This is a genomic window from Neisseria musculi (genome assembly GCF_014297595.2).
GTDB classification, from domain to species: Bacteria; Pseudomonadota; Gammaproteobacteria; order Burkholderiales; family Neisseriaceae; genus Neisseria; species Neisseria musculi.
This window is the reverse complement of record NZ_CP060414.2, coordinates 1,503,177-1,523,417: the sequence shown is the minus strand read 5'-3', so window position 1 is coordinate 1,523,417 and position 20,241 is coordinate 1,503,177. Positions and strand designations below refer to the sequence as shown.

At 49.9% G+C, this 20,241-nt stretch carries 18 protein-coding genes and 2 tRNA genes; 11 read left to right on the top strand and 9 right to left on the bottom strand.

The features are described from left to right. Nucleotides 1-14 precede the first annotated feature (14 nt). The 4 genes from H7A79_RS07985 to H7A79_RS07970 all read right to left on the bottom strand — a co-directional run bounded on the left by H7A79_RS07985 (nt 15) and on the right by H7A79_RS07970 (nt 3,098). Nucleotides 15-320, bottom strand: coding sequence for a putative quinol monooxygenase (locus H7A79_RS07985; protein WP_135033646.1), 306 nt, complete (start codon nt 318-320; stop codon nt 15-17). 65 nt (nt 321-385) lie between these two features. Beyond that, a complete protein-coding gene (ilvN, locus tag H7A79_RS07980) occupies nt 386-877 on the bottom strand; it encodes an acetolactate synthase small subunit (RefSeq protein ID WP_135033648.1) in 492 nt (163 codons plus the stop codon). After that, nucleotides 877-2,655 (bottom strand): biosynthetic-type acetolactate synthase large subunit, encoded by a 1,779-nt coding sequence (ilvB, locus tag H7A79_RS07975; RefSeq protein WP_186999886.1) that lies wholly within the window; start codon nt 2,653-2,655, stop codon nt 877-879. The genes ilvN and ilvB overlap by 1 nt, the downstream gene beginning before the upstream one ends. A gap of 367 nt (nt 2,656-3,022) precedes the next feature. Beyond that, nucleotides 3,023-3,098 (bottom strand) — tRNA-Arg (locus tag H7A79_RS07970). Between the two features lie 264 nt (nt 3,099-3,362). On the opposite strand from H7A79_RS07970, the gene H7A79_RS07965 reads away from it, so the two are divergent. Continuing rightward, nucleotides 3,363-4,190, top strand: coding sequence for a c-type cytochrome (locus tag H7A79_RS07965; protein WP_186999885.1), 828 nt, complete (start codon nt 3,363-3,365; stop codon nt 4,188-4,190). A 145-nt stretch (nt 4,191-4,335) separates the two neighbouring features. On the opposite strand, the gene H7A79_RS07960 is transcribed toward H7A79_RS07965, so the two are convergent. Then, nucleotides 4,336-4,869, bottom strand: a complete 534-nt coding sequence (locus H7A79_RS07960) for an RDD family protein (protein ID WP_186999884.1) — start codon at nt 4,867-4,869, stop codon at nt 4,336-4,338. Between the two features lie 132 nt (nt 4,870-5,001). On the opposite strand from H7A79_RS07960, the gene H7A79_RS07955 reads away from it, so the two are divergent. Both H7A79_RS07955 and H7A79_RS07950 read left to right on the top strand, forming a co-directional pair. Further along, a complete protein-coding gene (locus H7A79_RS07955) occupies nt 5,002-6,912 on the top strand; it encodes an ATP-binding cassette domain-containing protein (protein WP_186999883.1) in 1,911 nt (636 codons plus the stop codon). Nucleotides 6,913-7,241: 329 nt separating this feature from the next. Further along, nucleotides 7,242-7,332 (top strand) — tRNA-Ser (locus H7A79_RS07950). Nucleotides 7,333-7,636: 304 nt separating this feature from the next. On the opposite strand, the gene H7A79_RS07945 is transcribed toward H7A79_RS07950, so the two are convergent. After that, on the bottom strand, nt 7,637-9,199 hold the full coding sequence (locus tag H7A79_RS07945; protein WP_186999882.1) for an inorganic phosphate transporter: 1,563 nt from the start codon (nt 9,197-9,199) through the stop codon (nt 7,637-7,639). Between the two features lie 282 nt (nt 9,200-9,481). On the opposite strand from H7A79_RS07945, the gene H7A79_RS07940 reads away from it, so the two are divergent. Beyond that, nucleotides 9,482-10,594: an anhydro-N-acetylmuramic acid kinase gene (locus tag H7A79_RS07940; protein ID WP_186999881.1), complete on the top strand. Its 1,113-nt coding sequence runs from the start codon at nt 9,482-9,484 to the stop codon at nt 10,592-10,594. 493 nt (nt 10,595-11,087) lie between these two features. Here H7A79_RS07940 and H7A79_RS07935 read toward each other — a convergent pair whose 3' ends face one another. Continuing rightward, nucleotides 11,088-11,738, bottom strand: coding sequence for an IS1595 family transposase (locus H7A79_RS07935; protein WP_186999880.1), 651 nt, complete (start codon nt 11,736-11,738; stop codon nt 11,088-11,090). Between the two features lie 72 nt (nt 11,739-11,810). Further along, nucleotides 11,811-13,796: a FimV/HubP family polar landmark protein gene (locus H7A79_RS07930; RefSeq protein ID WP_186999879.1), complete on the bottom strand. Its 1,986-nt coding sequence runs from the start codon at nt 13,794-13,796 to the stop codon at nt 11,811-11,813. 667 nt (nt 13,797-14,463) lie between these two features. Between H7A79_RS07930 and H7A79_RS07925 the strand changes: the two genes are divergently transcribed. The 7 genes from H7A79_RS07925 to H7A79_RS07895 all read left to right on the top strand — a co-directional run bounded on the left by H7A79_RS07925 (nt 14,464) and on the right by H7A79_RS07895 (nt 19,357). Continuing rightward, nucleotides 14,464-14,997: a septation protein A gene (locus tag H7A79_RS07925; protein ID WP_135033660.1), complete on the top strand. Its 534-nt coding sequence runs from the start codon at nt 14,464-14,466 to the stop codon at nt 14,995-14,997. 4 nt (nt 14,998-15,001) lie between these two features. After that, nucleotides 15,002-15,292, top strand: a complete 291-nt coding sequence (locus H7A79_RS07920; protein WP_135033661.1) for a YciI family protein — start codon at nt 15,002-15,004, stop codon at nt 15,290-15,292. After that, on the top strand, nt 15,292-15,561 hold the full coding sequence (locus tag H7A79_RS07915) for a BolA family protein (protein ID WP_135033662.1): 270 nt from the start codon (nt 15,292-15,294) through the stop codon (nt 15,559-15,561). Before H7A79_RS07920 ends, H7A79_RS07915 begins: the two co-directional genes overlap by 1 nt. Before the next feature lie 64 nt (nt 15,562-15,625). Further along, nucleotides 15,626-16,501, top strand: a complete 876-nt coding sequence (locus H7A79_RS07910; RefSeq protein ID WP_186999877.1) for a peptidylprolyl isomerase — start codon at nt 15,626-15,628, stop codon at nt 16,499-16,501. A 147-nt stretch (nt 16,502-16,648) separates the two neighbouring features. Then, on the top strand, nt 16,649-18,010 hold the full coding sequence (locus H7A79_RS07905) for a DUF389 domain-containing protein (protein ID WP_186999876.1): 1,362 nt from the start codon (nt 16,649-16,651) through the stop codon (nt 18,008-18,010). Further along, nucleotides 18,007-18,765: a peptidyl-prolyl cis-trans isomerase gene (locus H7A79_RS07900; protein WP_186999875.1), complete on the top strand. Its 759-nt coding sequence runs from the start codon at nt 18,007-18,009 to the stop codon at nt 18,763-18,765. Before H7A79_RS07905 ends, H7A79_RS07900 begins: the two co-directional genes overlap by 4 nt. Nucleotides 18,766-19,210: 445 nt before the next feature. Further along, the gene (locus H7A79_RS07895) at nt 19,211-19,357 is read left to right on the top strand and encodes a hypothetical protein (protein WP_186999874.1); all 147 of its coding nucleotides are present in this window, start codon (nt 19,211-19,213) and stop codon (nt 19,355-19,357) included. Between the two features lie 121 nt (nt 19,358-19,478). Here the strand turns inward: H7A79_RS07895 and mtrR are convergent, their stop codons facing one another. Then, nucleotides 19,479-20,117: a multidrug efflux system transcriptional repressor MtrR gene (gene mtrR, locus H7A79_RS07890; protein WP_186999873.1), complete on the bottom strand. Its 639-nt coding sequence runs from the start codon at nt 20,115-20,117 to the stop codon at nt 19,479-19,481. Nucleotides 20,118-20,241 lie beyond the last annotated feature (124 nt).

The window sequence follows — 20,241 nt, the reverse complement described above, 5'->3', positions numbered from 1 at the left end:
AATGTTTGAAAAAGTTATCGGTCGGCGTTATCGGAAATATCGCTCATCAGCACAATGCTGACGCTTTCGGTTTTGCCTTCGATGGCTTTGAGAAAATTTTGAAAATGCGCGCTTTGGCCGTGTTCGTCCACCGCCGCCTGAGATTGCCAGATTTCGAAAAACACCACGCGGTCGGGGTTTTCGATGTCTTGGTGCAGGTCGTAACGCAGGTTGCCCGCTTCTCGGCGGCTGGCCGATACCAGTTGCCCAAACACGCCGTGAAGCTCTTGGCGGTATTCGGGTTTGACCACAATGGTGGCGGCAATTTTAACGGGCTGCATGGCGGTTTCCTCGCTATTTTTTCAGACGGCCTTGCTTTGAACATGAGGCCGTCTGAAAAAGCTGTTTAAATTCTTAAAATCCGCTCGCCCCTGCCGATGCCTGCGGCACCGGTGCGCACGGTTTCGAGAATCGCGGCTTTGCCTACGGTTTCTAAAAACGAGTCTAATTTGTCGCTGGAGCCGGTGATTTCGACTGTGTAGGTTTTGTCGGTAACGTCCACCACGCTGCCGCGGTAGATTTCGGCCAGGCGCAGAAATTCATCACGGTCTTTGCCCAAGGCGCGCAGCTTTACCAGCATCAGCTCGCGCTCTACGAAGCGGCTTTCGTTCAAATCCACCACTTTTACCACTTCGACCAGCTTGTTGAGCTGTTTGGTGATCTGCTCCAAAACAGTGTCGTTGCCGTGGGTTACGATGGTCATGCGCGAGAGGGTTTTGTCTTCGGTGGCCGCCACGGCCAATGAATCGATGTTGTAGTCGCGGGCTGAAAACAAGCCCACCACGCGGCTCATCGCGCCTGATTCGTTTTCCATCAGGATAGATAAAATATGTCGCATTATGGCACGCTCCTTGTGTCGTAATCACGGTCTCTCACATCGTTTACATCGGAATCTTCAGGCGTTTGGCGCATATGCGGCGGCAGCACCATTTCGTCCAAACCTTTGCCGTTGCCTACCATCGGGAACACGTTTTGTTTTTTGTCGGTAATGAAATCGAGAAATACCAGGCGCTCTTTCAGCCTTACCGCCTCGCGCAGCGCGCCCTCTACATCGGATTTTTTATCTACGCGGATACCCACATGGCCGTAGGCTTCGGAAAGTTTGACAAAGTCGGGCAGCGAATCAAAATAGGTTTCGGATTCACGGTTGCTGTAATAAAGCTCCTGCCATTGGCGCACCATGCCGAGATAACCATTGTTGAGGGTAACAATGTTAACCGGAATGCGGTATTGGAAGCAGGTGGAAAGCTCTTGGATATTCATTTGGATAGAGCCTTCGCCGGTGATGCAGAACACATCTTGATCGGGCGCGGCCAGCTTGGCACCCATGGCATAGGGCAGCCCCACGCCCATCGTGCCCAAACCGCCCGAATTGAGCCATTGGCGCGGACGCTCAAACGGATAATATTGCGCGGTAAACATTTGGTGTTGGCCTACATCCGAAGTGATGATGGCCGAATTTCGGGTAACTTCGGCCAGTTTCTGCACCACATATTGCGGTTTGATGATTTCGCAGTCGTTATCAAACCACAAACAGTTGCGGCTGCGCCATGCTTCGAGGGTTTGCCACCATTTTTCAAGGGCAGCGGGCGTAACCGCCAGCTCCTGCTTTTTCCACAGGCACACCATTTCGGACAGCACGTTTTTCACATCGCCCACAATCGGTACATCCACCCGCACACGCTTGGCGATGCTTGAGGGGTCGATATCGATATGAATGATTTTTTTGGATTTTTCCAAGAATTTGGCAGGCACCGATACCACGCGGTCATCGAAACGTGCGCCCACGGCTACCACCACATCGGCATTCTGCATCGCCAAATTGGCTTCATAAGTGCCGTGCATACCCAGCATGCCGAGAAACCGGCGGTCGCTCGAAGGGTAGGCGCCCAGCCCCATCAACGTGCCGGTGCAGGGCGCACCGGTTAAACGTACCAAATCGATAAGCTCTTGATGCGCATTGCCCAGTACCACGCCGCCGCCGAAATACACCAGCGGGCGTTTGGCCGAAGCGAGTATCTGCACGGCTTTTTTGATTTGGCCGGTATGGCCCTGTGTAACAGGCTGGTAGGAGCGGATAAAAATATCTTCCTGCGGATAGCTGAATTTTGCCATCGCCTGGGTAACGTCTTTGGGAATATCCACCACCACCGGGCCGGGGCGGCCGCTGGCGGCAATCTGAAAAGCTTTTTTGATGGTAACGGTCAGCTCGTTGATGTCGGTTACCAGAAAATTGTGTTTCACGCAGGGGCGGGTGATGCCTACCGTGTCTACCTCTTGAAATGCATCGGTGCCGATGGCCGGTGTTGCCACCTGGCCGGCAATCACTACGATGGGAATGGAATCCGAATAAGCAGTGGCGATGCCGGTCAGGGCATTGGTTGCGCCCGGGCCGGAAGTAACCAGCGCCACGCCCACTTTGCCGCTGGTGCGCGCATAGGCATCTGCCGCGTGAACTGCCGCCTGTTCGTGGCGGACCAAAATATGTTTGAATTTATTGAGCTGGAAAAGCGCATCGTAGATTTCGAGAACCGCGCCGCCGGGATAGCCGAAAACGTATTCCACGCCCTCAGCCTTCAGACTCTGCACGAGTATTTGTGCACCTGATAACTGCATATCTGCCTCTTTTTTCTGCGTGTAAACCAATAGGGGAAGCCGGCTCTGCCACAGCACCTGTAATGCAATTTCTGAAGGCAGCGGTTTAGGGTACGCGCACTGCAGAAAAACAGCAGCAGCCAAGCAGCCCGATCAATTGGTTCAGACGCTTGAGCGTTTATCGAAGTAAAAGAGCTTGAAAGATAACCCAAACACCCTATCCAATCAAGACAAAAACTTTCATGTGGGGGCGGAAAAAATTCATATATAGTTTAATGTTTGATTTACAACAGAATAAATCGGCATTATCAAGAGAAAATCTGCTTTCAGACGGCCTGGAAGCCAATCGGGCAGCACCGCATAACACGGCACTGCCCGACTGTTGAACTGGCGCACCCAACAGGGATCGAACCTGTGACCTCCAGCTTCGGAAACTGACACTCTTCCAACTGAGCTATGGGTGCGTAAAGGTCGACAGATTAACGCAAAACACCTCATTTGGCAAAATTATTTCGCGGGGAGGAGCTGCAACGGCTGCGCTATTTTCCCGCAGGGTGTGTAGGCTGATGTAGTAATCGGCATTTTTTTGAGGAAGGTTAAACTTAAAGATTGGAAAGCTGCCGCGAATTCAGTATAATCCAGCAAATTATTGTTAATGCAAATTAACAGATTTAAAAAACTACAAGCCCTTATCCTCACAACCTACCAAAACGGCGAGGCCCAACCACATGAACCACTTAAGCAACAACAAAGCCCGAGGCTCTGCGTTAACTCCGCTGATCGGCGGCATCGTCATCCTGCTTGCAGTATTGTTTTTTCTGGTCAAGCTGGCTACCGGCGGCTATTACAGCGATGTGGAGGCTTCAACGCCCTCTGCCACCCAAACCCGTATCATGCCTGCAGGCAATGTTGCTATGGGAGACGGCACGCCTGTCGGCCAGCGCACCGGCGAGCAGATTTTCAACAAAGTCTGTATCCAATGCCACGCTGCCGATGGCAATATTCCCAATGCGCCCCGCGTAACCCATAATAACGAATGGGTGCCGCGTATCGCAAAAGGCTTCGAAACCCTGTTCAATAATGCTCTCAACGGCTTTAACGCCATGCCGGCCAAAGGCGGCCAGGCCGATTTGACCGATGACGAACTCAAACGATCCATCGCCTATATGGCGAACCAGTCGGGGGGCAATTTGGAGGCGCCTGCAGTCGGTGCTTCGGGTGCTGCTGCATCAGGTGAAGATACCGCAGGCTCCGCTTCGGATTCTGCCGGTGCCGCAGTCTCTGCTGCTGACGGACAAAAAGTGTTCGACACCTCATGCGCCGCCTGCCACGGAGCCACTTCGGCCATTCCCAATGCGCCGAAAATCACCAAAAACGATGAATGGGCGCCGCGTATCAAGCAGGGTAAAGAAATCTTGTTCAAACACGCAATCGAAGGCTTTACCGGCCCCAGCGGTTCACTCATGCCGGCAAAAGGCGGAAATGCCAGCCTGACGGACGATGAAGTGAAAGCGGCCGTAACCTATATGGCCAATCAATCCGGCGGTAACATTTGATTTGGATGTAGATATTTAAATTTCTTCTAAAAAAGCGTACTGTTTGGGTGCGCTTTTTCTATTGGAGCCAATTTAACCCGGCCCCGGATAGCGAGATGCCCGGATCAAGCCCGGGCATAACGTATTTAACCGATTTGTTTTTATATTATTTTTGGGGATTTTGTATTTTGCGTTTTCCCCGCACATCAACCAAACGGGTTCCGGCCAGATAGTCATATAAAAACTGCCGCTGTGGGTTGAACAGAGCGAATCCCCACGGCAGTATCCACCAAGCCAGTGCTGCGCCGAAGGCCGGTTTCGGAGGTATCCCGCCCAAGTGGCGCAAAGCCGAATAAGCCAGCATGGGGACGAAAATAATCAGCACACACGCCCACATAAAGCGCAGGCGCAATTGCCGCAGCGGGGGGCGGGCGCCTGCCGCATCGGTCAAACCGATGCCCCATACTTTCATCGGCAGCGTTTGTCCTTTTTGATACCAGTTGGCTTTGAAATAAAACCACCACACCGCTAACGGAATCAACATGGCCGCCAAGCTGGCCAAAATATAGGAAACGGTATTAAGCAGAGTGGCAGCCACGCCGGCAAGCAGCATGGCTGGCACGCCAACGGCGCCGGCCAGCAGTGCTTCGTATAGCAGCGCAATCAGGCGGCGTTTGATAGAAACGGCGGGTTGGGTCATAAAATAAAAACGTTTGAATCATCAAGACAGCCATTATATCGGATAACGGCTCCCCGGCGTCAGGCCGTCTGAAACGCTTTTTTCAGACGGCCTCATCTATTAAAATATGGGCTTTTTACACACCTTGAAACCATGAGCATCCTGCAAGCAGAAAATCTCTCATTCGCCGCTGGCCATGTTGCCTTGCTTGATAAAGCCTCGTTCCAGCTGGAGAGCGGGGAAAAAGTCGGCCTTATCGGCCGCAACGGAGCAGGCAAATCATCACTGCTGAAAATTCTGGCAGGTGTGCAGAAGGCCGATGAGGGGCGGCTGATTCTGCAAAACGGCCTGAAAACCGTGTATGTGCCGCAAGAATCGTTTTTCAATCCTACAGAGAGTGTGTTTGATGTGGTGGCCGAAGGCTTGGGCGGGCTGCGCGGCATTCTGCGCCGCTACCACTGCATCAGCCGCGAACTGGAAAGCGGCACCAATGATGCTTTATTAAAAGCCCTACATGAGGTGCAGATCGAACTGGAGGCGCAAAACGGCTGGCAGTTCGATGCCGCCATCAAGCAGGCCGTCAGCGAGCTGGGTTTGCCTGAAAACGAATTAATCGGCAACCTTTCCGGCGGCCAAAAAAAACGTGTAGCACTGGCGCAGGCATGGGTGCAGAAGCCCGATATCCTGCTGCTGGACGAACCCACCAACCATCTCGACATCAACGCCATCATATGGTTGGAAAACCTGCTCAAAGCCTTTGAAGGCAGCATCGTGGTTATCACACACGACCGCCGTTTTCTCGACAATATTGCAGAGCGTATTGTCGAACTCGACCGCGGTATTCTGCGTTCCTATTCCGGCAGTTTTTCCAAATACAGCGAGAAGAAAGCGCAAGAATTGGCTGTTGAAGCCGAACACAACCGTCTGTTCGACAAATTCCACGCACAGGAAGAAGCCTGGATACGCAAAGGCATCGAAGCGCGCCGCACCCGCAACGAAGGCCGCGTGCGCCGTTTGGAAGAATTGCGCCGCCAGCGTGCAGAGCGCCGCAATGTGCAGGGGCGTGTTAATTTCAAGCTCGACAGCGGCGGAAAAAGCGGTAAAATCATCGCCGAGCTGGAGCACGCCTCGTTTCAATACGGCGGCAAAATCATCATCGACAAATTCTCCACCGTGATTCAGCGCGGCGACAAAATCGGTTTAATCGGCCCTAACGGCATCGGCAAAACCACCTTTTTAAGGCTGATTTTGGGCGAATTGCAGCCAAGCTACGGCCGCATCCGCATCGGCAGCAAACAGGAAGTAGCCTATTTCGACCAATTCAGAAGCGCACTCAACGAAAACGACACCGTGTTCTATACACTCGGGCAAGGCAACGATTATATAGAAGTCGGCGGCAAGAAAAAGCACGTGATGAGCTATCTCGAAGATTTTTTATTCCATCCGGCCCGCGCACAAAGCCCCGTTTCCTCACTTTCCGGCGGAGAGCGCAACCGCCTCCTGTTGGCCAAACTGTTCACCAAGCCCGCCAACATCCTGGTGCTGGACGAACCGACCAACGATTTGGACATCGAAACGCAAGAGCTCTTAGAAGAACTTTTACGCGATTATCAGGGTACAGTGTTTCTGGTTAGCCACGACAGAGCGTTTTTAGATAATGTGATCACACAAAGCATTGTATTTGAAGGTAAAGGCCGTCTGAAAGAATATATAGGCGGCTATGAAGATTATCTTGATGCCAAAAAGCGCGAACAAAGCTTTCAGACGGCCTCGGATACCAAAATCGAAAAGCCGCCGGCAAACATAGACAACGGGCGCAAAGCCAACCGTACGGCAAAACTTTCCTATAAAGAACAACGAGAGCTTGATGCGCTGCCCGAAGAAATCACCACTTTGGAAAACGAACAGGCCGAAATCAATGAGCAGCTTTCCGCTCCCGAAGTGTTCAAAAACTACGAAAAAGCCGGTTTACTGCAGGCGCGGGCAGAAGCAGTCGAAATACTGCTGCAGGAAAAACTAGAACGCTGGGAAATATTGGAAAACAAGAAAAACAGCGCAGGTTGAGCCGGCCATACACAGTTTCAGACGGCTCAAGCTTCAGACAGCCGTCTGAAACTTGAGCCTGAGATCTTTGCAAAATTCAAAAAACACAACCCGTTTATTTTCTGCCATGCCAGCACGGACGGAACCCAAGCATTTAGTATCCCAGTATTTATTTAATCGATATTTCCATATTTTTATCTAGAATGTCCGCCTGTGTAGAAATAACAGCATTTAAGCCTTTCAGACAGTTTTAAGAGTATTTTTCAGAGACCTGTATCGGCCTGCCGGAGAAAAGACTTCGCCAGGAGATTGCCAGCATAACGCAAACCCCGTATAATTCCTTTTTCTTTAGAGAGGTGGATGAGTGGTTGAAGTCGCACGCCTGGAAAGCGTGTATACGTGAATAACGTATCGAGGGTTCGAATCCCTTCCTCTCTGCCAAATACCAAGTTCGGGTCTTGTTTGAGGGTCGGGTTTGTTATATCTGATAAAAGTTCTTGTATGGCGAATCTACTGTGTTTTCGGTGCAGGACAGAGTATAGAGATAGTAGGCTGAAGCAATGCTGTAAAGGAATGAAGTGGATTCATTGACAAAGCTAACACAGGAATACAGGCAAGATAAGGCTGTATAGACAGTATGGAGCTGATTCTGATGCCGTATATCAGTTGTTTGAAAAAAACCGTTATCCGAAAAAACCGCGCAACGATTAAATATGAGGTTACGCGGTTTTTTATGTGCCGGAAATCAGAATAGGGTGCGCAAAATCAGGAAACATACTATAGATAATACCGCAGAAGCGGGCAGGGTAATTACCCAAGCTAGGCCGATAGGTTTCATTAATGCCCAGTTGGCATTGCGGTTCACCAGGCCGATGCCTAAAACGGCCCCAACCAAAATGTGTGTGCTGGATACGGGCAACCCCATTAACGAAGCCAGCATTACTACGGAAGCGGCGGCCAGTTCGGCGGCAAAGCCTGAAGAAGGGTGCATCTCGGCTAAGCTGGTGCCTACTGTTTGAATCACTTCTTTACCGATAAACCACAGGCCGACAATCAGGGCAATACCGAAAGTGAGCATGGCCACGGGCGGAACGGGAGCTTGGGTACCGATGTCGCCGGTGCGTAAAACGTCCATAATTGCGGCAAACGGGCCGATAGCATTGGCAATATCATTGGCTCCGTGGCTGAAGGCGAAACCTGCGGCGGTAAACACCTGCATCCAACTGAATATCAGAAAGGTGGACTTGTTCAAGTCTTTGCGTTTGAGGGTTTTGGCATAGATAAATGTTGCCATCCAAATCGCGGCGCCGATCATGAAGATGGTCAGATAACTGCTGACGCTGCTCATGCCCAAATGCAGGTTCTTCAGGCCTTTGAAAATCAGCATGGCCGCAATCATCATGCCGCCGAGTGAGGCAATAATCGGCACCCACGAATGTAGGGCTTTATAGGCATCGATATTGCTTTTGCGGTGATCGATGTCATACAGGCCTTTGTAGTAGGAAGATTCCAGCTCGGCAGGATCTAAATCGGTTTCACCGTAAATTTGGGCATCGCGCGCCATAGCGGAGGCCAGTTCGATTTTACTGGACTCATCGAGGCTTTCGAAATGTTGGCGGTGCTGCTCTTTATAGGCTTTTTTCTCCTGCTTGATGGTTTTCAGGCTTTCTTCTGCTGCGGTGTTATAGTCTAAAACGTGTTTTTTGATTTGTGAAAATAAAATATATGAAATCAGGCCGCCGAGCATGGGGGAGAGTATCCAAGAAACTGCAATTTCACCCAAATTGCCCCATTGGATTAAAGCAAAGGTGTCGCTGCCGCTGATTGCACCCAAGCACAGTGCGCTGCCGACAATGCCGCCAATGATGGCATGGGTGGTTGATACAGGGAAACCTTTTTTGGTGGCAAACAGCAGCCACAGTGCGGCAGCCAATAGTGCTGACATCATAATATACACAAACTGCATAGGCTCAAGGTGCATTTGCCTCAAGTCAACAATTCCTTTGCGTATGGTGTCGGTTACTTCGCCGCCGGCAATCACCGCGCCGCTCACTTCGAAGATGGCGGCAATCAGCAGTGCCTGAGGGATGGTGAGCGTGCCTGCGCCAACACTGGTGCCGAACGAATTGGCCACATCATTGCCGCCGATGTTGAAAGCCATAAACACCCCAAACAGCGTAGCCAGCAAAAACAGCATAACGTGGTTGTGGTTAGTGTAACCCAAGCCCCAGAAAATAAAATAGCCGACCATGCCGATGAGCAGTGCAGCAAAAGCAAAGTTGATTTTTTGAATGTAAGATGCGTTCATCCTGTTTGAACCTTGGGTTACGGGAAAATTGCAAAGATTGCCGGCAAGCCAAACGCTGTGCTTCGGCGCGGCGTTTTATCTTCAATTCCATTATAAAGCCATTGCCGCTCTGCGTCATGGAATACTTAACAAATGTTTTCAGAAGTTATATTCATGTCGATGCATGGCATCTGCCCTTTTCAGTATGGTGGTATTGCGCAGCAGAAGCAGGCGCAGAGATGTTTTATCGGCGCACTACAAATAGGTTACAATGGCATTTTTTTCAGACGGCCTGCGGCAATCATGAACGAACAACTCTATATCGGGCTGATGTCCGGTACCAGCATGGACGGCGTGGATGCCGTGCTGGTGCGTATGGATAAAACCCGTTGGCTGGCTGCCGAGTCCCATGCTTTTCTTCCCTATTGCGGCCGTCTGAAAAACGATTTGCTCAATCTGCAAAACATAGGTTTCAACGAGCTGCACCGAAGCGCAATACTGGCACAAGAATTGGCCGTTCTGTATGCACAAACGGCAGCAGAGCTGCTGCAACGCGCCGGTATTCCTCCGCACAACATCACCGCACTCGGCTGCCACGGCCAAACCGTGCGCCATGCTCCCGAAAGCGGTTATAGCATACAGTTGGCCGATTTGGCATTGTTAGCTGAAAAGAGCGGCATCTTGACCGTGGGCAATTTCCGCAGCCGCGATCTGGCGGCGGGCGGGCAGGGGGCGCCACTGGTGCCCGCTTTTCACGAAACCGTGTTCGGCAGCGCGAACGAAACCCGCGTAGTGCTCAATATCGGCGGCATTGCCAACATCAGCGTGCTGCCACCGCAGGGGGCGGCTTTCGGATTCGACACTGGGCCGGGCAATATGTTGATGGATGCATGGGTAAACCATATCTGGCAGCTTCCCTTCGATAAAAACGGCGCAAAAGCCGTGCAGGGCAGGGTGTTGGACAGTTTGCTCGCGCAATGGCTGGCCCACCCCTATTTTGCCCGTCCGTATCCGAAAAGCACCGGCCGCGAGCTGTTTTCGCTGCCATGGCTGTTGCCACAGCTTTCAGACGGCCTCAACCCGCATGATGTGCTGAGAACCTTACTTGAATTCACTGTGCAAAGCATTCATAATGCCGTAACTACTGCCGCGCCAGCTGTGCGTAATATCTATGTTTGTGGCGGCGGTATCCGCAATACGGCATTGATGGAAAACCTGAATAAGCGTTTTACTGCCGCCGGCGTTAGTTTGCACAGCACTGCTGCGCTTAATCTCGACCCGCAATGGGTGGAGGCAGCTGCATTTGGTTGGCTGGCCGCCGCTTGGGTAAACCGCGTATCCGGCAATCCTTACCACGCAACCGGTGCACACGGGCCGCGTATCTTGGGCGCCGGCTATCCCGCCTGTGTGCTATAGTGCATGGGTAGGAGAGGCTGATATAAACCACAGGAAGAGCGGTAGCGACAACAGCAGAAAGCTACACGCGCAAAGTACAGATATACACGCGCAAAGCACAGATATAAATGATGAATTTGGGTTATAGCAGATGAAAAAATTCATCGTTTGTACGGTGAGCAAGTTTTATCAGGTTTCGTCCTAAACGGCGAATTTTTATGGAGCGATTTGATAAGCTAATCCCTCAATATAGCAATTATTGTCTATCATAAAGCAAATGAATGGAAAAATCATTGCGATGGTAAAAGCAATGTCTAGTGATTCTTAATAGGGGATTGAAAACCTGCAAATATGTGTACGTGGTTTATCATTTTGTTTGACAAATATTTTTGATCTGTACTAGATTATCCCTAAATTCTACACTAAGTAAACAGCTAAAAACGTTGCGAAAATGGTGTGAAATTTAGGGATAATCTAGTAAGCCTTTCTATATTTTAGGGGCTGTCCTAGATAACTAGAACAAATCCTGCTTTACTAATTGTTTTAAAATAGAAATTTGAAATTTTATCTCACTGTTGTTAAAACGCCATTCACACTCTTTCAAATACAGTTCAAAATGCTCTTTGGGAATGCCGTTAAACTTGCGTAAATGGCGTTTTGCTTGGTTCCAAAAGTTCTCAATTCCGTTAATGTGATTTTGTCGCTCAGCAAAATGTGTGCTGTGATTGATCCGAAAATGTGAAAATTCGCTCACATCAAGAACGTCATAACTTTTGTAACAATCGGTATAAACAATGCTATCAGGCTTCACTTGCTCGCGGATAATTGGCAATAAAGTCGCAGTTTGTGTATTGGGTACGGCAACGGTGTAAACCTTACCATTACGCTTCAAAAGCCCGAATACAGCCACTTTGCCAGCCGCACCGCGACCACGTTTGCCTTTGCGTTGTCCGCCAAAATAGCTTTCATCAACTTCTACTTCACCATCAAGCATTTCCAGATGCGGGCTGTTGTGATAGATAAGTAAGCGCAAACGGTGGAAGTAATAGGCAGCGGTATTTTTATTGACGCTAACTAATTGCGCCGCTGTGCGGGCGGTAACACCTGCAACAAATAGTTCAATCAGTTTGTTTTGCTTGTACTGACTTAAACGACTTTTTCTCATAGGGATTATTCTAACCTGAAGTTAAATTTCCCTAGTTATCTAGTACAGCCCCATATTTTAAAATAGGAGGTATTATTTATCTAATTCAGCAAGCATGGTTTTAGCTTTTTCCAGAATAATGCCGCTGGATTCTTCTAACAATTCTTGCAGGGTTTCTTTTGCTGCTTCGGGGTCGCCGATTTCAACATACATTTGTGCCAGTTCGTATTTTGCTTCCAAGGGAGCGGTCATGCCAACCGATTCGGAGATAAAAACATCATCGCTGCGTGAACTGTCTTCTACACTGATGCTTTCCCATTCGATAGTTTCTTCATCATCGGTGGAGAGATTAACCGTGTTATCGAAATCTTCTTCGTCTTGGTAGGTAAAACCATTCTCTTGCAGAGAGACAGCTGCCCAAGCGGACTCTCTTGTATAAGATTCAGGTTGCTCTGCTTTGGTTGGGGAGAAAGCAGACCCAGAAGCATGAATAGTCTCAGGTTGGTTATTCTCTGCAACTTCAACGGATGAAGAAAGCTGCTCGGTAGTGGTTTCGAGTTGGGCTTCTAATATCGGTGTATCGGTTTTGTCTGCGCGTGGTAACGCATCAATTCCAGCCGTTTCAACTTCTAATTCTGGAACTGTAATAGTTTCGATTGGTGCCAAACGCTGTTCTTTATTGTCGGCGGTTTGGTCGGTAACGATATCGTCAGAAACCTGAAGCGGTGTATCTAGTACAGTTGTTTCAACTGTTTCAATAACGGAATCGATTGATTCGTGTTCTGTGGCTGTGGTGGCTTTCTGGTTTTCAGTTACATCTTCGCCGGCATTAAACTCAACGGCTACATGTTGGTATTCACTTTCGGTTTCAGGCTCATAAACGCTCTCGGTTGATTCAATATTGTCCCAATCGGCATATTCTCGTTTTTGGGTTTCTTCGTCTTGGGTCAGTGCGCCGGATACAATGCCGGCCTGTTCGCGATCAATCGAACCTAAATCCAAGTTGAAGTTGCCTTCGGTTTTTTCTACAGGGGCAGTTTCGGTTTCGCTGAAGAAAATATCATCGAAATCGTCTTCCATGTCCAAGCTGTCATCTTCGGCTTTGGATTGGGTTGCGGCAGCTGTTGTAGTGGCTGCTGGGATTGTTTCTACAGATGATTTGGCTTCATCGTTGGGGTAGGTTTTGGGCTGCTCTGTACGGTTTTCTGTTTCAGGTGCGGGGTCGGGTGCTTTGTATTCGCCGTCCGTATCAGTGTGGCTGTCAGTTACAATGCTATCATTGCCGCTCTCAGTTATACCGCCGGCAGTGGCTTTTTTCTTGCTTATCAGTTTTAGTAGCAACCATAAGGCGATAGCCCCTAAGCCTGAGAATAGTAGCCAGCGCCATAAGCTGCTGTTTTCTTCAGAAGCGGGCTCTGTGGGTTGGGCTGTTGCTGCCATAGATGCAGAAGTAGTAGATTCTGCAGAAGTTGAAGGCTCTGAAACTACGCTGTCAATAGTTGCAATTGCCGGTTCCGATGCTTGTGGGGCGGATGCTGTGGCAGTTGTTGAGTCTGTTGAAGGGAGAGAGACTGGAGCTGAAGCTGCTGCGGTTTCGATAGGGGCGGAAGCTTCGGTAGGTTGGGATGCTTGGCCGGCCTGCTCTTTCAGGGTGGGAGTAGGTTGTTTGGCCAAGCGTTTCAATTCTTCGGGTGAAGGAATATTCAATACACGACCGGCAAGAATTTGGTTGGCATTGCGGGTCGGAAAGATTTCTGGGTTGGCCGTCATGATGGCGGCAATGGTGTCGCGTATGCTCAAACCGGCCGGCCGGATTTGGCTGGCGATAGAAGTAAGTGTTTCACCGCGGGTAACTTTGTAATTGCCCCGGGGCGGTTCGGATTTACGCTCAGCAACAGCTTGTTCGCGCAATTTTCCGCGTTCGGCTGCGGCAGCTTTTTGCTGCTCCTTGCGGGTTTGTTCTTGTGTTTTTTGGGCTTTCAGCTTGGCTTTGGTTGCCGCAGAGGTGGATATTTCTGCACGGGCGGCGGTTTCATCGGTTTGGGTTTGGGCCGTCTGAACGCTATTTTCGGGTTGCACGCCGGTAGAGCCGCTGCTTTCTGCAGGATAATCGGCAGGGTCGATAATGGCGGTGTATTGGCGTGATTGTGAGCCTACACCTACCTGGAATACTAAAACAGGGTTGTTTACCGGTGCACCGGAGCGGATGTTGATAACGGCGTTGTTGCCGGATTTTCTAACGCTGGCGCGTAAATTGCCGTCTGAAAGCGATGCATGGCCGCCGTTCAGTAGGATTCGAGCCTCCTCCCCCGTTACCGTTACCGTGCCGGAAAACGGTTCGCCTAGATTGGATTGAACATTCAAGCCGCCCAGCCCGCCAACTGCCGAAAATGACGTTGTTAGCGCGAGAGAGGCAGCAATCAGTTTGATTTTGTGATTGTTCTTCAAATTATGACCCCTGTTCGAGTATGCAGCCGAGCTGCCTGTAAATAGACTAATATTTATAGGCAGCATGATATATGCTAACCGCCTACTCTGCCAAGTAAAATTGATAATTTATGTAAACAATAAACCAAAGTATGCAACTTTATAACCACTTTCTGTTGCAAACGGGGGAAAATCGGATAATCGGCCTGTTTTTCAGACGGCCTGCCGGTTTATTGTTACCATTGACATAAGTAATGCAAAAGAGTTCGTCTGCCTGTATCATAGCGCATTATTTTACCTTAGGTTTGTTTGGCAAGATATGAAGATTTTAAGCGATTTAATCGCTGTGGTTCTGTTTTTTGCAGTTTACACATTAACCAAAAATATTGTGTGGGCAACGGCTGCTGCTGTGGTTGCAGGGGTGCTGCAGGCGGGGGTTGTCTGGCTGAAGTATAAAAAGCTCGATACGATGCAATGGGTGGGCTTGGTTTTGATTGTGGTATTCGGTGGGGCAACCATTTTACTGCGCGATCCGCGTTTTATTATGTGGAAGCCTACTGTGTTGTTTTGGGCGGGTGCGTTGGTTTTGGGTTTGGGGGAGCTTTTGGGTAAAAATGGTTTGAAGGCTGTGATGGGCAAAGAGTTGCAGCTTGACGGGCGGATATGGCGCAAACTGGCTTGGATTTGGGTAGTTTTTTTGGTGTTTATGGGCATTGCCAATATTGCGGTTGCCTATATGTTTACTGAAGCGCAATGGGTTAATTATAAATTGTTCGGTTCAACGGGCCTGATGGTTTTTTTTGTTATCGGACAGGGCGTGTATTTGAGCCGCCATCTGTCTCGGGAGGATTGATTTTATGGAATATTACATGTTGCTGGCTACGGATGGGCAAGAGATGCACGATGCGCGTATGGCTGCGCGTCCGAACCATTTGAAGCGTTTGGAGGCGTTGCAGGCAGAAGGCCGTTTGCTGACGGCGGGGCCCAATCCTTTGCCGGACAATCCCGAACGGGTGTCGGGCAGTTTGATTGTTGCCAAATTTGCATCATTGGATGATGCACAAGAGTGGGCGGAGCAGGATCCTTATGTGGAAGCGGGTGTATATGAGGAAGTGTTGATCAAACCGTTTAAGGCCGTGTTTAAATAATGGATATGCAGGCAATTATTGAAGGCCGTCTGAAACAGCTCGGCTTGCAGTTGTGTGCGTTTCGCGATGACAGCCATCTGCATGCCGGCCATGCGGGAAACCGGGGTGGCGGGCACTATGCTGTAGTTGTGGCAGGAGAGGCGTTTGCGGGCGTGAGCCGGGTCGGCCGCCAGCGTATGGTTAAAGATTTATTGCAGGATTTGTTTTCAGACGGCCTGATACACGCTTTGAGCATTAAAGCAGTTACGCCCGAAGAATATTTTCATTAAAAAACGTTTCGGTTAATCCGATTAATATTTAACGATTTATTTTTAAAATAATCAGAGAGCAATCATGAAGAAAACTTATTTTGCATCTGCGGCAGCGTTGTTGTTGGCTGCGGGCAGCTTGATGGCGCAAACTATCGTAACCGTAAACGGTACCAAAATAGACAGCCAAGACATCGACCATCAAGTGCAATTGCTGAGGAGTCAAAGCCCGCAGGTTCAAGACAACCAGGTGTTGCGCCGCAGCCTGATCGAACGCCAGGTAACGATGACTTTGGCAGCGCAGGAGGCGAAACGTCTGAAATTGGATCAGTCTGCCGAATATAAACAGGCATTGGAGCAGGTGCGCGCTGCCGCAAAGCAGAACGGCGAAGATAAGAAACCCGGGTTTTCCCGGCAGTGGCAGGCATTTGAAACCGCCTTGCAAAACCAAGCCTATATCGCCTATGTGTTGCGCAATAATCCTGTTGCCGAAAGTGATGTGAAAAAAGCTTACGGTGATTTCAGTAAGTTTTATCAGGGCAGCAGTGAAGTGCAATTGGGCGAAATCTTGACCCGTAATGCGGCAGATGCCCAAAAAGCTATCGCCGATTTAAAAGTCAAGAAAGATTTTAAAGCCGTTGCCGGGCAATATACGGTAGATCCGCGCGGCAAACAAACCGGCGGTTTGAATGCCGCTTATGTAAACCTGAAAGATTTGGAGCAGAGCGCACCCGTTGTTTATGCGGCGGTGAAAAACCTGAATAAAGGCGGATACACCACTACCCCGCTGGAAGACGGCAACGGCTTGTATGGTGTGTTTTACATTAATGACAAACGTGCCGCCAAAGTGCCGGGTTATGAGGCTGCGAAAAACGGTATTGCACACGAATTACAGGCGGTTCGTATAGATGGTGCGATTGAGTCGCTCTACCGGAAAGCAAAAATTCAGAATGTCAGATAAGCAGCCGGGGGGATCTCTATCATCAATTTTGGCGGCTGAAATCCCCTTTTTTCTGCCGCCTTTTTAAAACAATATAAATAAATTTCATATTTAACAATTGGTTGTAAAGAAGTGGAAACTCAAGAAACCCCGCCAGGCGACAATGCTATGGCTAGGCTGCAAGACGTATTCAGCCTGCGCCACGATCAGGCGCATCCCGATAAAATCGATGCCGCTATCCGTGCCAATGTCCGCGTGTCGGGTACGAATATGTGGGTATTGATATTTGCCATCGCGGTGGCGAGCATCGGCCTGAATGTGAACAGTACCGCCGTGATTATCGGTGCAATGCTGATTTCGCCGCTGATGGGACCGATTGTGGGCATGGGCTACGGTGCGGCAGTGGGCGATATGGGATTAATCCGCCAAGCCTTGCGCAATATCGCCATTTTCGTGGCCATCAGTTTGTTTACGGCCACCGTGTATTTTTCGGTTACGCCCCTGCAAGAAGCGCAAAGCGAGCTGTTGGCGCGCACGCAGCCCAACCTTTGGGACGTGTTGATTGCCTTTTTCGGCGGTAGTGCGGGTATTGTGGCGATTACCCGCAAGGAGGGCGGCAATGCCATTCCGGGCGTGGCGATTGCGACTGCATTGATGCCGCCGTTGTGCACTGCCGGTTTCGGATTGGCACACGGCAACTGGCATTATTTTTTCGGTGCGTTTTACCTGTTTTGCATCAACTGTGTGTTTATTGCTTTTTCCACATTGCTTTTTGCCAAATTGCTGAAACTGCCGCGCAGAGGGCTGGTAACCGATTCCCGGAGAAAGCTGCACCGTATTGTGATTGCTGTGGTGGTATTGGCGGTAATGGTGCCGAGCGGCTATCTGGCAGCAGGTTTGGTGAAGCAGGAGCTGTTTAACACCAAAGCTTCTGCGGCGGTTAAGGCAGTACAGCAGCAGGAAGGTTTTTATATATTGCGCAGTTTATTCAACCACAAGGAGAAACTGGTCGGCTTGATTATCAACGGCACGGGAAATTCTGACAGAGTTACCCAACTGCTTAAGCAGCGTCTGGAAGCGGCAGGTGTGTCATCACCGCAGATTAAGGTTCTGTATGCGGGCGGCAATACTGATTTGAATGAGATGAAACAGGAATTGGAAAAATCGCAAAATCATATTGCCGAATTGAAGGGCGGGGCAGATATTGACTCTGTTTTAGCAATAAAAAACCACTCCGAGGATGAAGCTGTTTTGAAAGAAATACAAGCCCAATATCCGGAGGCCGACACCATTATCATCGGACGCGGTATGGTGTGGGAGAGGGCAGGGCAGGCAAAAGAAGCAGCGGACGGAGAAACGGCAGAAAAGAATGATGGAGCCGCCATAGAAAACAACAGGCAGGTGGTGATGGTTTCGATGGAAACGGCAGAAATGCCGTCTGAAAAAGAAAAACAACGCCTGCAGGCATGGCTGGTGCAGCGTTACAACGGTATGCAGGTGCGTTTACAGTGGAAGGAGCGGCTAAGATGAAACAAAAATACACTACTTTGGTGGTTGCGGCGGTGTTGGCGGCGGTCGGGCCGGCTGTTGGCAAGGTGCCTGAAATCGACCAGGGGCGTATCGACAGTATGGTTGCCCAAGTGTTGCAGCAGGCAGACGGTATGCCCGGTACTCAGCGTCCCGATGGTGCGGCAATACGCAAAAACGTGATTTTGCAGCTGCAAACAGCCGAGGTGCTGAAGAACGAGGCATTCACAGCAGGTTTGCACAAAGATGCCGAAGTGCAGAATCAGTTTAAAAATGTAGAGGCGCAATTTTATGCCATGCAGTATGCACTTTACTTGGAGCGGAACACTGAAACCAGCGAGGCAGAGCTGCGCGAAGGCTATGATCGGCAAACCCGAGTAGTGAAATTGCAGCAGGTGTATTTTGCCACTGCCGAGGAGGCGCGCAAAGCTCAGGAGTTATTGCTGAAAGGCTTGTCGTTTGACGGGTTGATGAAGCGTTATCCCAACTCCGAACAAGGGTTTTCGGATTTTATCCCGCAGCAGCAGTTGGCACCGGAGATGGCGAAACTGGTTGGGGGCATGACGCGCGGCCAGGTCAGCCGCGAGCCTGTCGAGATGAACGGGAAATTTTATCTGTTCAAACTGGCTGCTTTGGAACGCAATCCCGAAGCCCCGCCGTTCGAGCAGGTGAAACCGCTTTTGGCACAGCAGGTTAAGCAGCAGAAAGTTCAGGAGCAGATTGAAAAAATCTTGAAAGAAAACGGTATCGGCGGTTAAACGCCGGATAATATCCAGGCCGTCTGAAAATAGGGTTTCAGACGGCCTTTACTGTATTTTGGGCGGAGCGTTGGGAAAATGCCGTTTGGCAAATGGCGGTTGTGGCTGCTCGCTTTAAAACGACAGTATCGGGCAGCTTTGCTACACGGTTTGTATATCTGCAAGCCCGCCGCTTTGTATCACGAACCCGCTATTCCGTTGCGGCATTGCTCTGCCGCCCGCTTAAAGAGAGAGCGTTTTTTAAGCCTGTGAAGCGGCAGCACCTGTTTCGTATGATTCATGCTGCCTGCGGTTTGCTGTTTTGCGCCGAAAATGAAGCGGATTCATGATAGGCCGTCTGAAAGCCCGCGTCCCCTTGTTTCAGACGGCCCGACTTTTGCAAAAGTATCTTCAATGCCGTCTGAAAGGTTTGAATATCATCAGTTTCGTGCCGGCGGAAATCCGAATGAAAATATTGAAATACCGGTTAAACAGGTGTTTGGATACTGAAGAATCAGGCATTGCCCGCGCGGGAATGACGGCAAGCGAAACTTTTGCGGTGCTTGTGAATGCGACAGAGATTTCCGGTTGTTTTGCTTTTTTAATGCTGTAAACAACACAAGGCTCGGCTTTCAGTGTTCGGCCGTCTGAAACTTCCCGGCGGCGGCCGGAGTGGGAGCAACCGCAGATAGGTTTTTGAGCTTTATAAAAGTTTCAGTTTTTTGAAAGCAGGATTAAGCGGGAGGCTTGCGCAGGGTGGGGCATTGCCTGAGGCTGCCGAGTACTGCCTGCACGAAGCGCGGGCCGTTTTCCTTCAGGGAGGCGCGCTCGGGATTGACCAGCCGCTGATAGATCAGGCCGTGAATGGCCGATTTCAGATAAAGCCGGGCGAGCGCGGTATCTAAGTCGGCGGGCAGGGAGTGCTGTTTGATGCATTGCTTCAAGATGGCATCCAACAGATCGTGCCACATATTTTCATATTTATCGATAACGGCGGTAATGGCCTGGTTTTGATCGGTACGCTCGCACTTTAAATGCAGTACGCTGCTGAATTTGTAGTGTATGGGGTCGTTTTCTATGCGGTGCAGCATATTGATAAGGCTGACGTGCATATTTTCCCACATATCGGCATCATCGTTGTTCAGATCGGCTTCCAAGCTGCCGGCAACCTCATCGCACAGGCGTTGGAAGAGGGCATCGAACAAATCTTCTTTGTTTTTGAAATGCCAGTATAAGGCTCCCCGTGTAACACCGGCATTTTGGGCGATTTCGTTGAGCGAGGCGCGGGCAACGCCTTTTTGGTAGAAAGTGTCGAGTGCTGCCAGTATCAGATACTCGCGCGTTTTCATGGCTTCGGCTTTGGTTTTTCGCATATTTTGTGAAACGGGTTATTTTTTGTAAAAAAGTTTCACAATTATAAGAAAGAACTTTTTAACGTGCAAGCGTGTATGTATAATATCGGCCTGTTTTTATGATGTCTTTACGGCGCAATACGGG

What these genes read in the sequence shown, in the direction of transcription:
- ilvN (WP_135033648.1), bottom strand. Translation starts at nt 877, where the DNA reads ATGCGACATATTTTATCTATCCTGATGGAAAACGAATCAGGCGCGATG.
- H7A79_RS07925 (WP_135033660.1), top strand. Translation starts at nt 14,464, where the DNA reads ATGAAGATTTTAAGCGATTTAATCGCTGTGGTTCTGTTTTTTGCAGTT.
- ilvB (WP_186999886.1), bottom strand. Translation starts at nt 2,655, where the DNA reads ATGCAGTTATCAGGTGCACAAATACTCGTGCAGAGTCTGAAGGCTGAG.
- H7A79_RS07905 (WP_186999876.1), top strand. Translation starts at nt 16,649, where the DNA reads ATGGCTAGGCTGCAAGACGTATTCAGCCTGCGCCACGATCAGGCGCAT.
- H7A79_RS07895 (WP_186999874.1), top strand. Translation starts at nt 19,211, where the DNA reads ATGAAAATATTGAAATACCGGTTAAACAGGTGTTTGGATACTGAAGAA.
- H7A79_RS07935 (WP_186999880.1), bottom strand. Translation starts at nt 11,738, where the DNA reads ATGAGAAAAAGTCGTTTAAGTCAGTACAAGCAAAACAAACTGATTGAA.
- H7A79_RS07910 (WP_186999877.1), top strand. Translation starts at nt 15,626, where the DNA reads ATGAAGAAAACTTATTTTGCATCTGCGGCAGCGTTGTTGTTGGCTGCG.
- mtrR (WP_186999873.1), bottom strand. Translation starts at nt 20,117, where the DNA reads ATGCGAAAAACCAAAGCCGAAGCCATGAAAACGCGCGAGTATCTGATA.
- H7A79_RS07985 (WP_135033646.1), bottom strand. Translation starts at nt 320, where the DNA reads ATGCAGCCCGTTAAAATTGCCGCCACCATTGTGGTCAAACCCGAATAC.
- H7A79_RS07945 (WP_186999882.1), bottom strand. Translation starts at nt 9,199, where the DNA reads ATGAACGCATCTTACATTCAAAAAATCAACTTTGCTTTTGCTGCACTG.
- H7A79_RS07940 (WP_186999881.1), top strand. Translation starts at nt 9,482, where the DNA reads ATGAACGAACAACTCTATATCGGGCTGATGTCCGGTACCAGCATGGAC.
- H7A79_RS07915 (WP_135033662.1), top strand. Translation starts at nt 15,292, where the DNA reads ATGGATATGCAGGCAATTATTGAAGGCCGTCTGAAACAGCTCGGCTTG.
- H7A79_RS07965 (WP_186999885.1), top strand. Translation starts at nt 3,363, where the DNA reads ATGAACCACTTAAGCAACAACAAAGCCCGAGGCTCTGCGTTAACTCCG.
- H7A79_RS07920 (WP_135033661.1), top strand. Translation starts at nt 15,002, where the DNA reads ATGGAATATTACATGTTGCTGGCTACGGATGGGCAAGAGATGCACGAT.
- H7A79_RS07900 (WP_186999875.1), top strand. Translation starts at nt 18,007, where the DNA reads ATGAAACAAAAATACACTACTTTGGTGGTTGCGGCGGTGTTGGCGGCG.
- H7A79_RS07955 (WP_186999883.1), top strand. Translation starts at nt 5,002, where the DNA reads ATGAGCATCCTGCAAGCAGAAAATCTCTCATTCGCCGCTGGCCATGTT.
- H7A79_RS07960 (WP_186999884.1), bottom strand. Translation starts at nt 4,869, where the DNA reads ATGACCCAACCCGCCGTTTCTATCAAACGCCGCCTGATTGCGCTGCTA.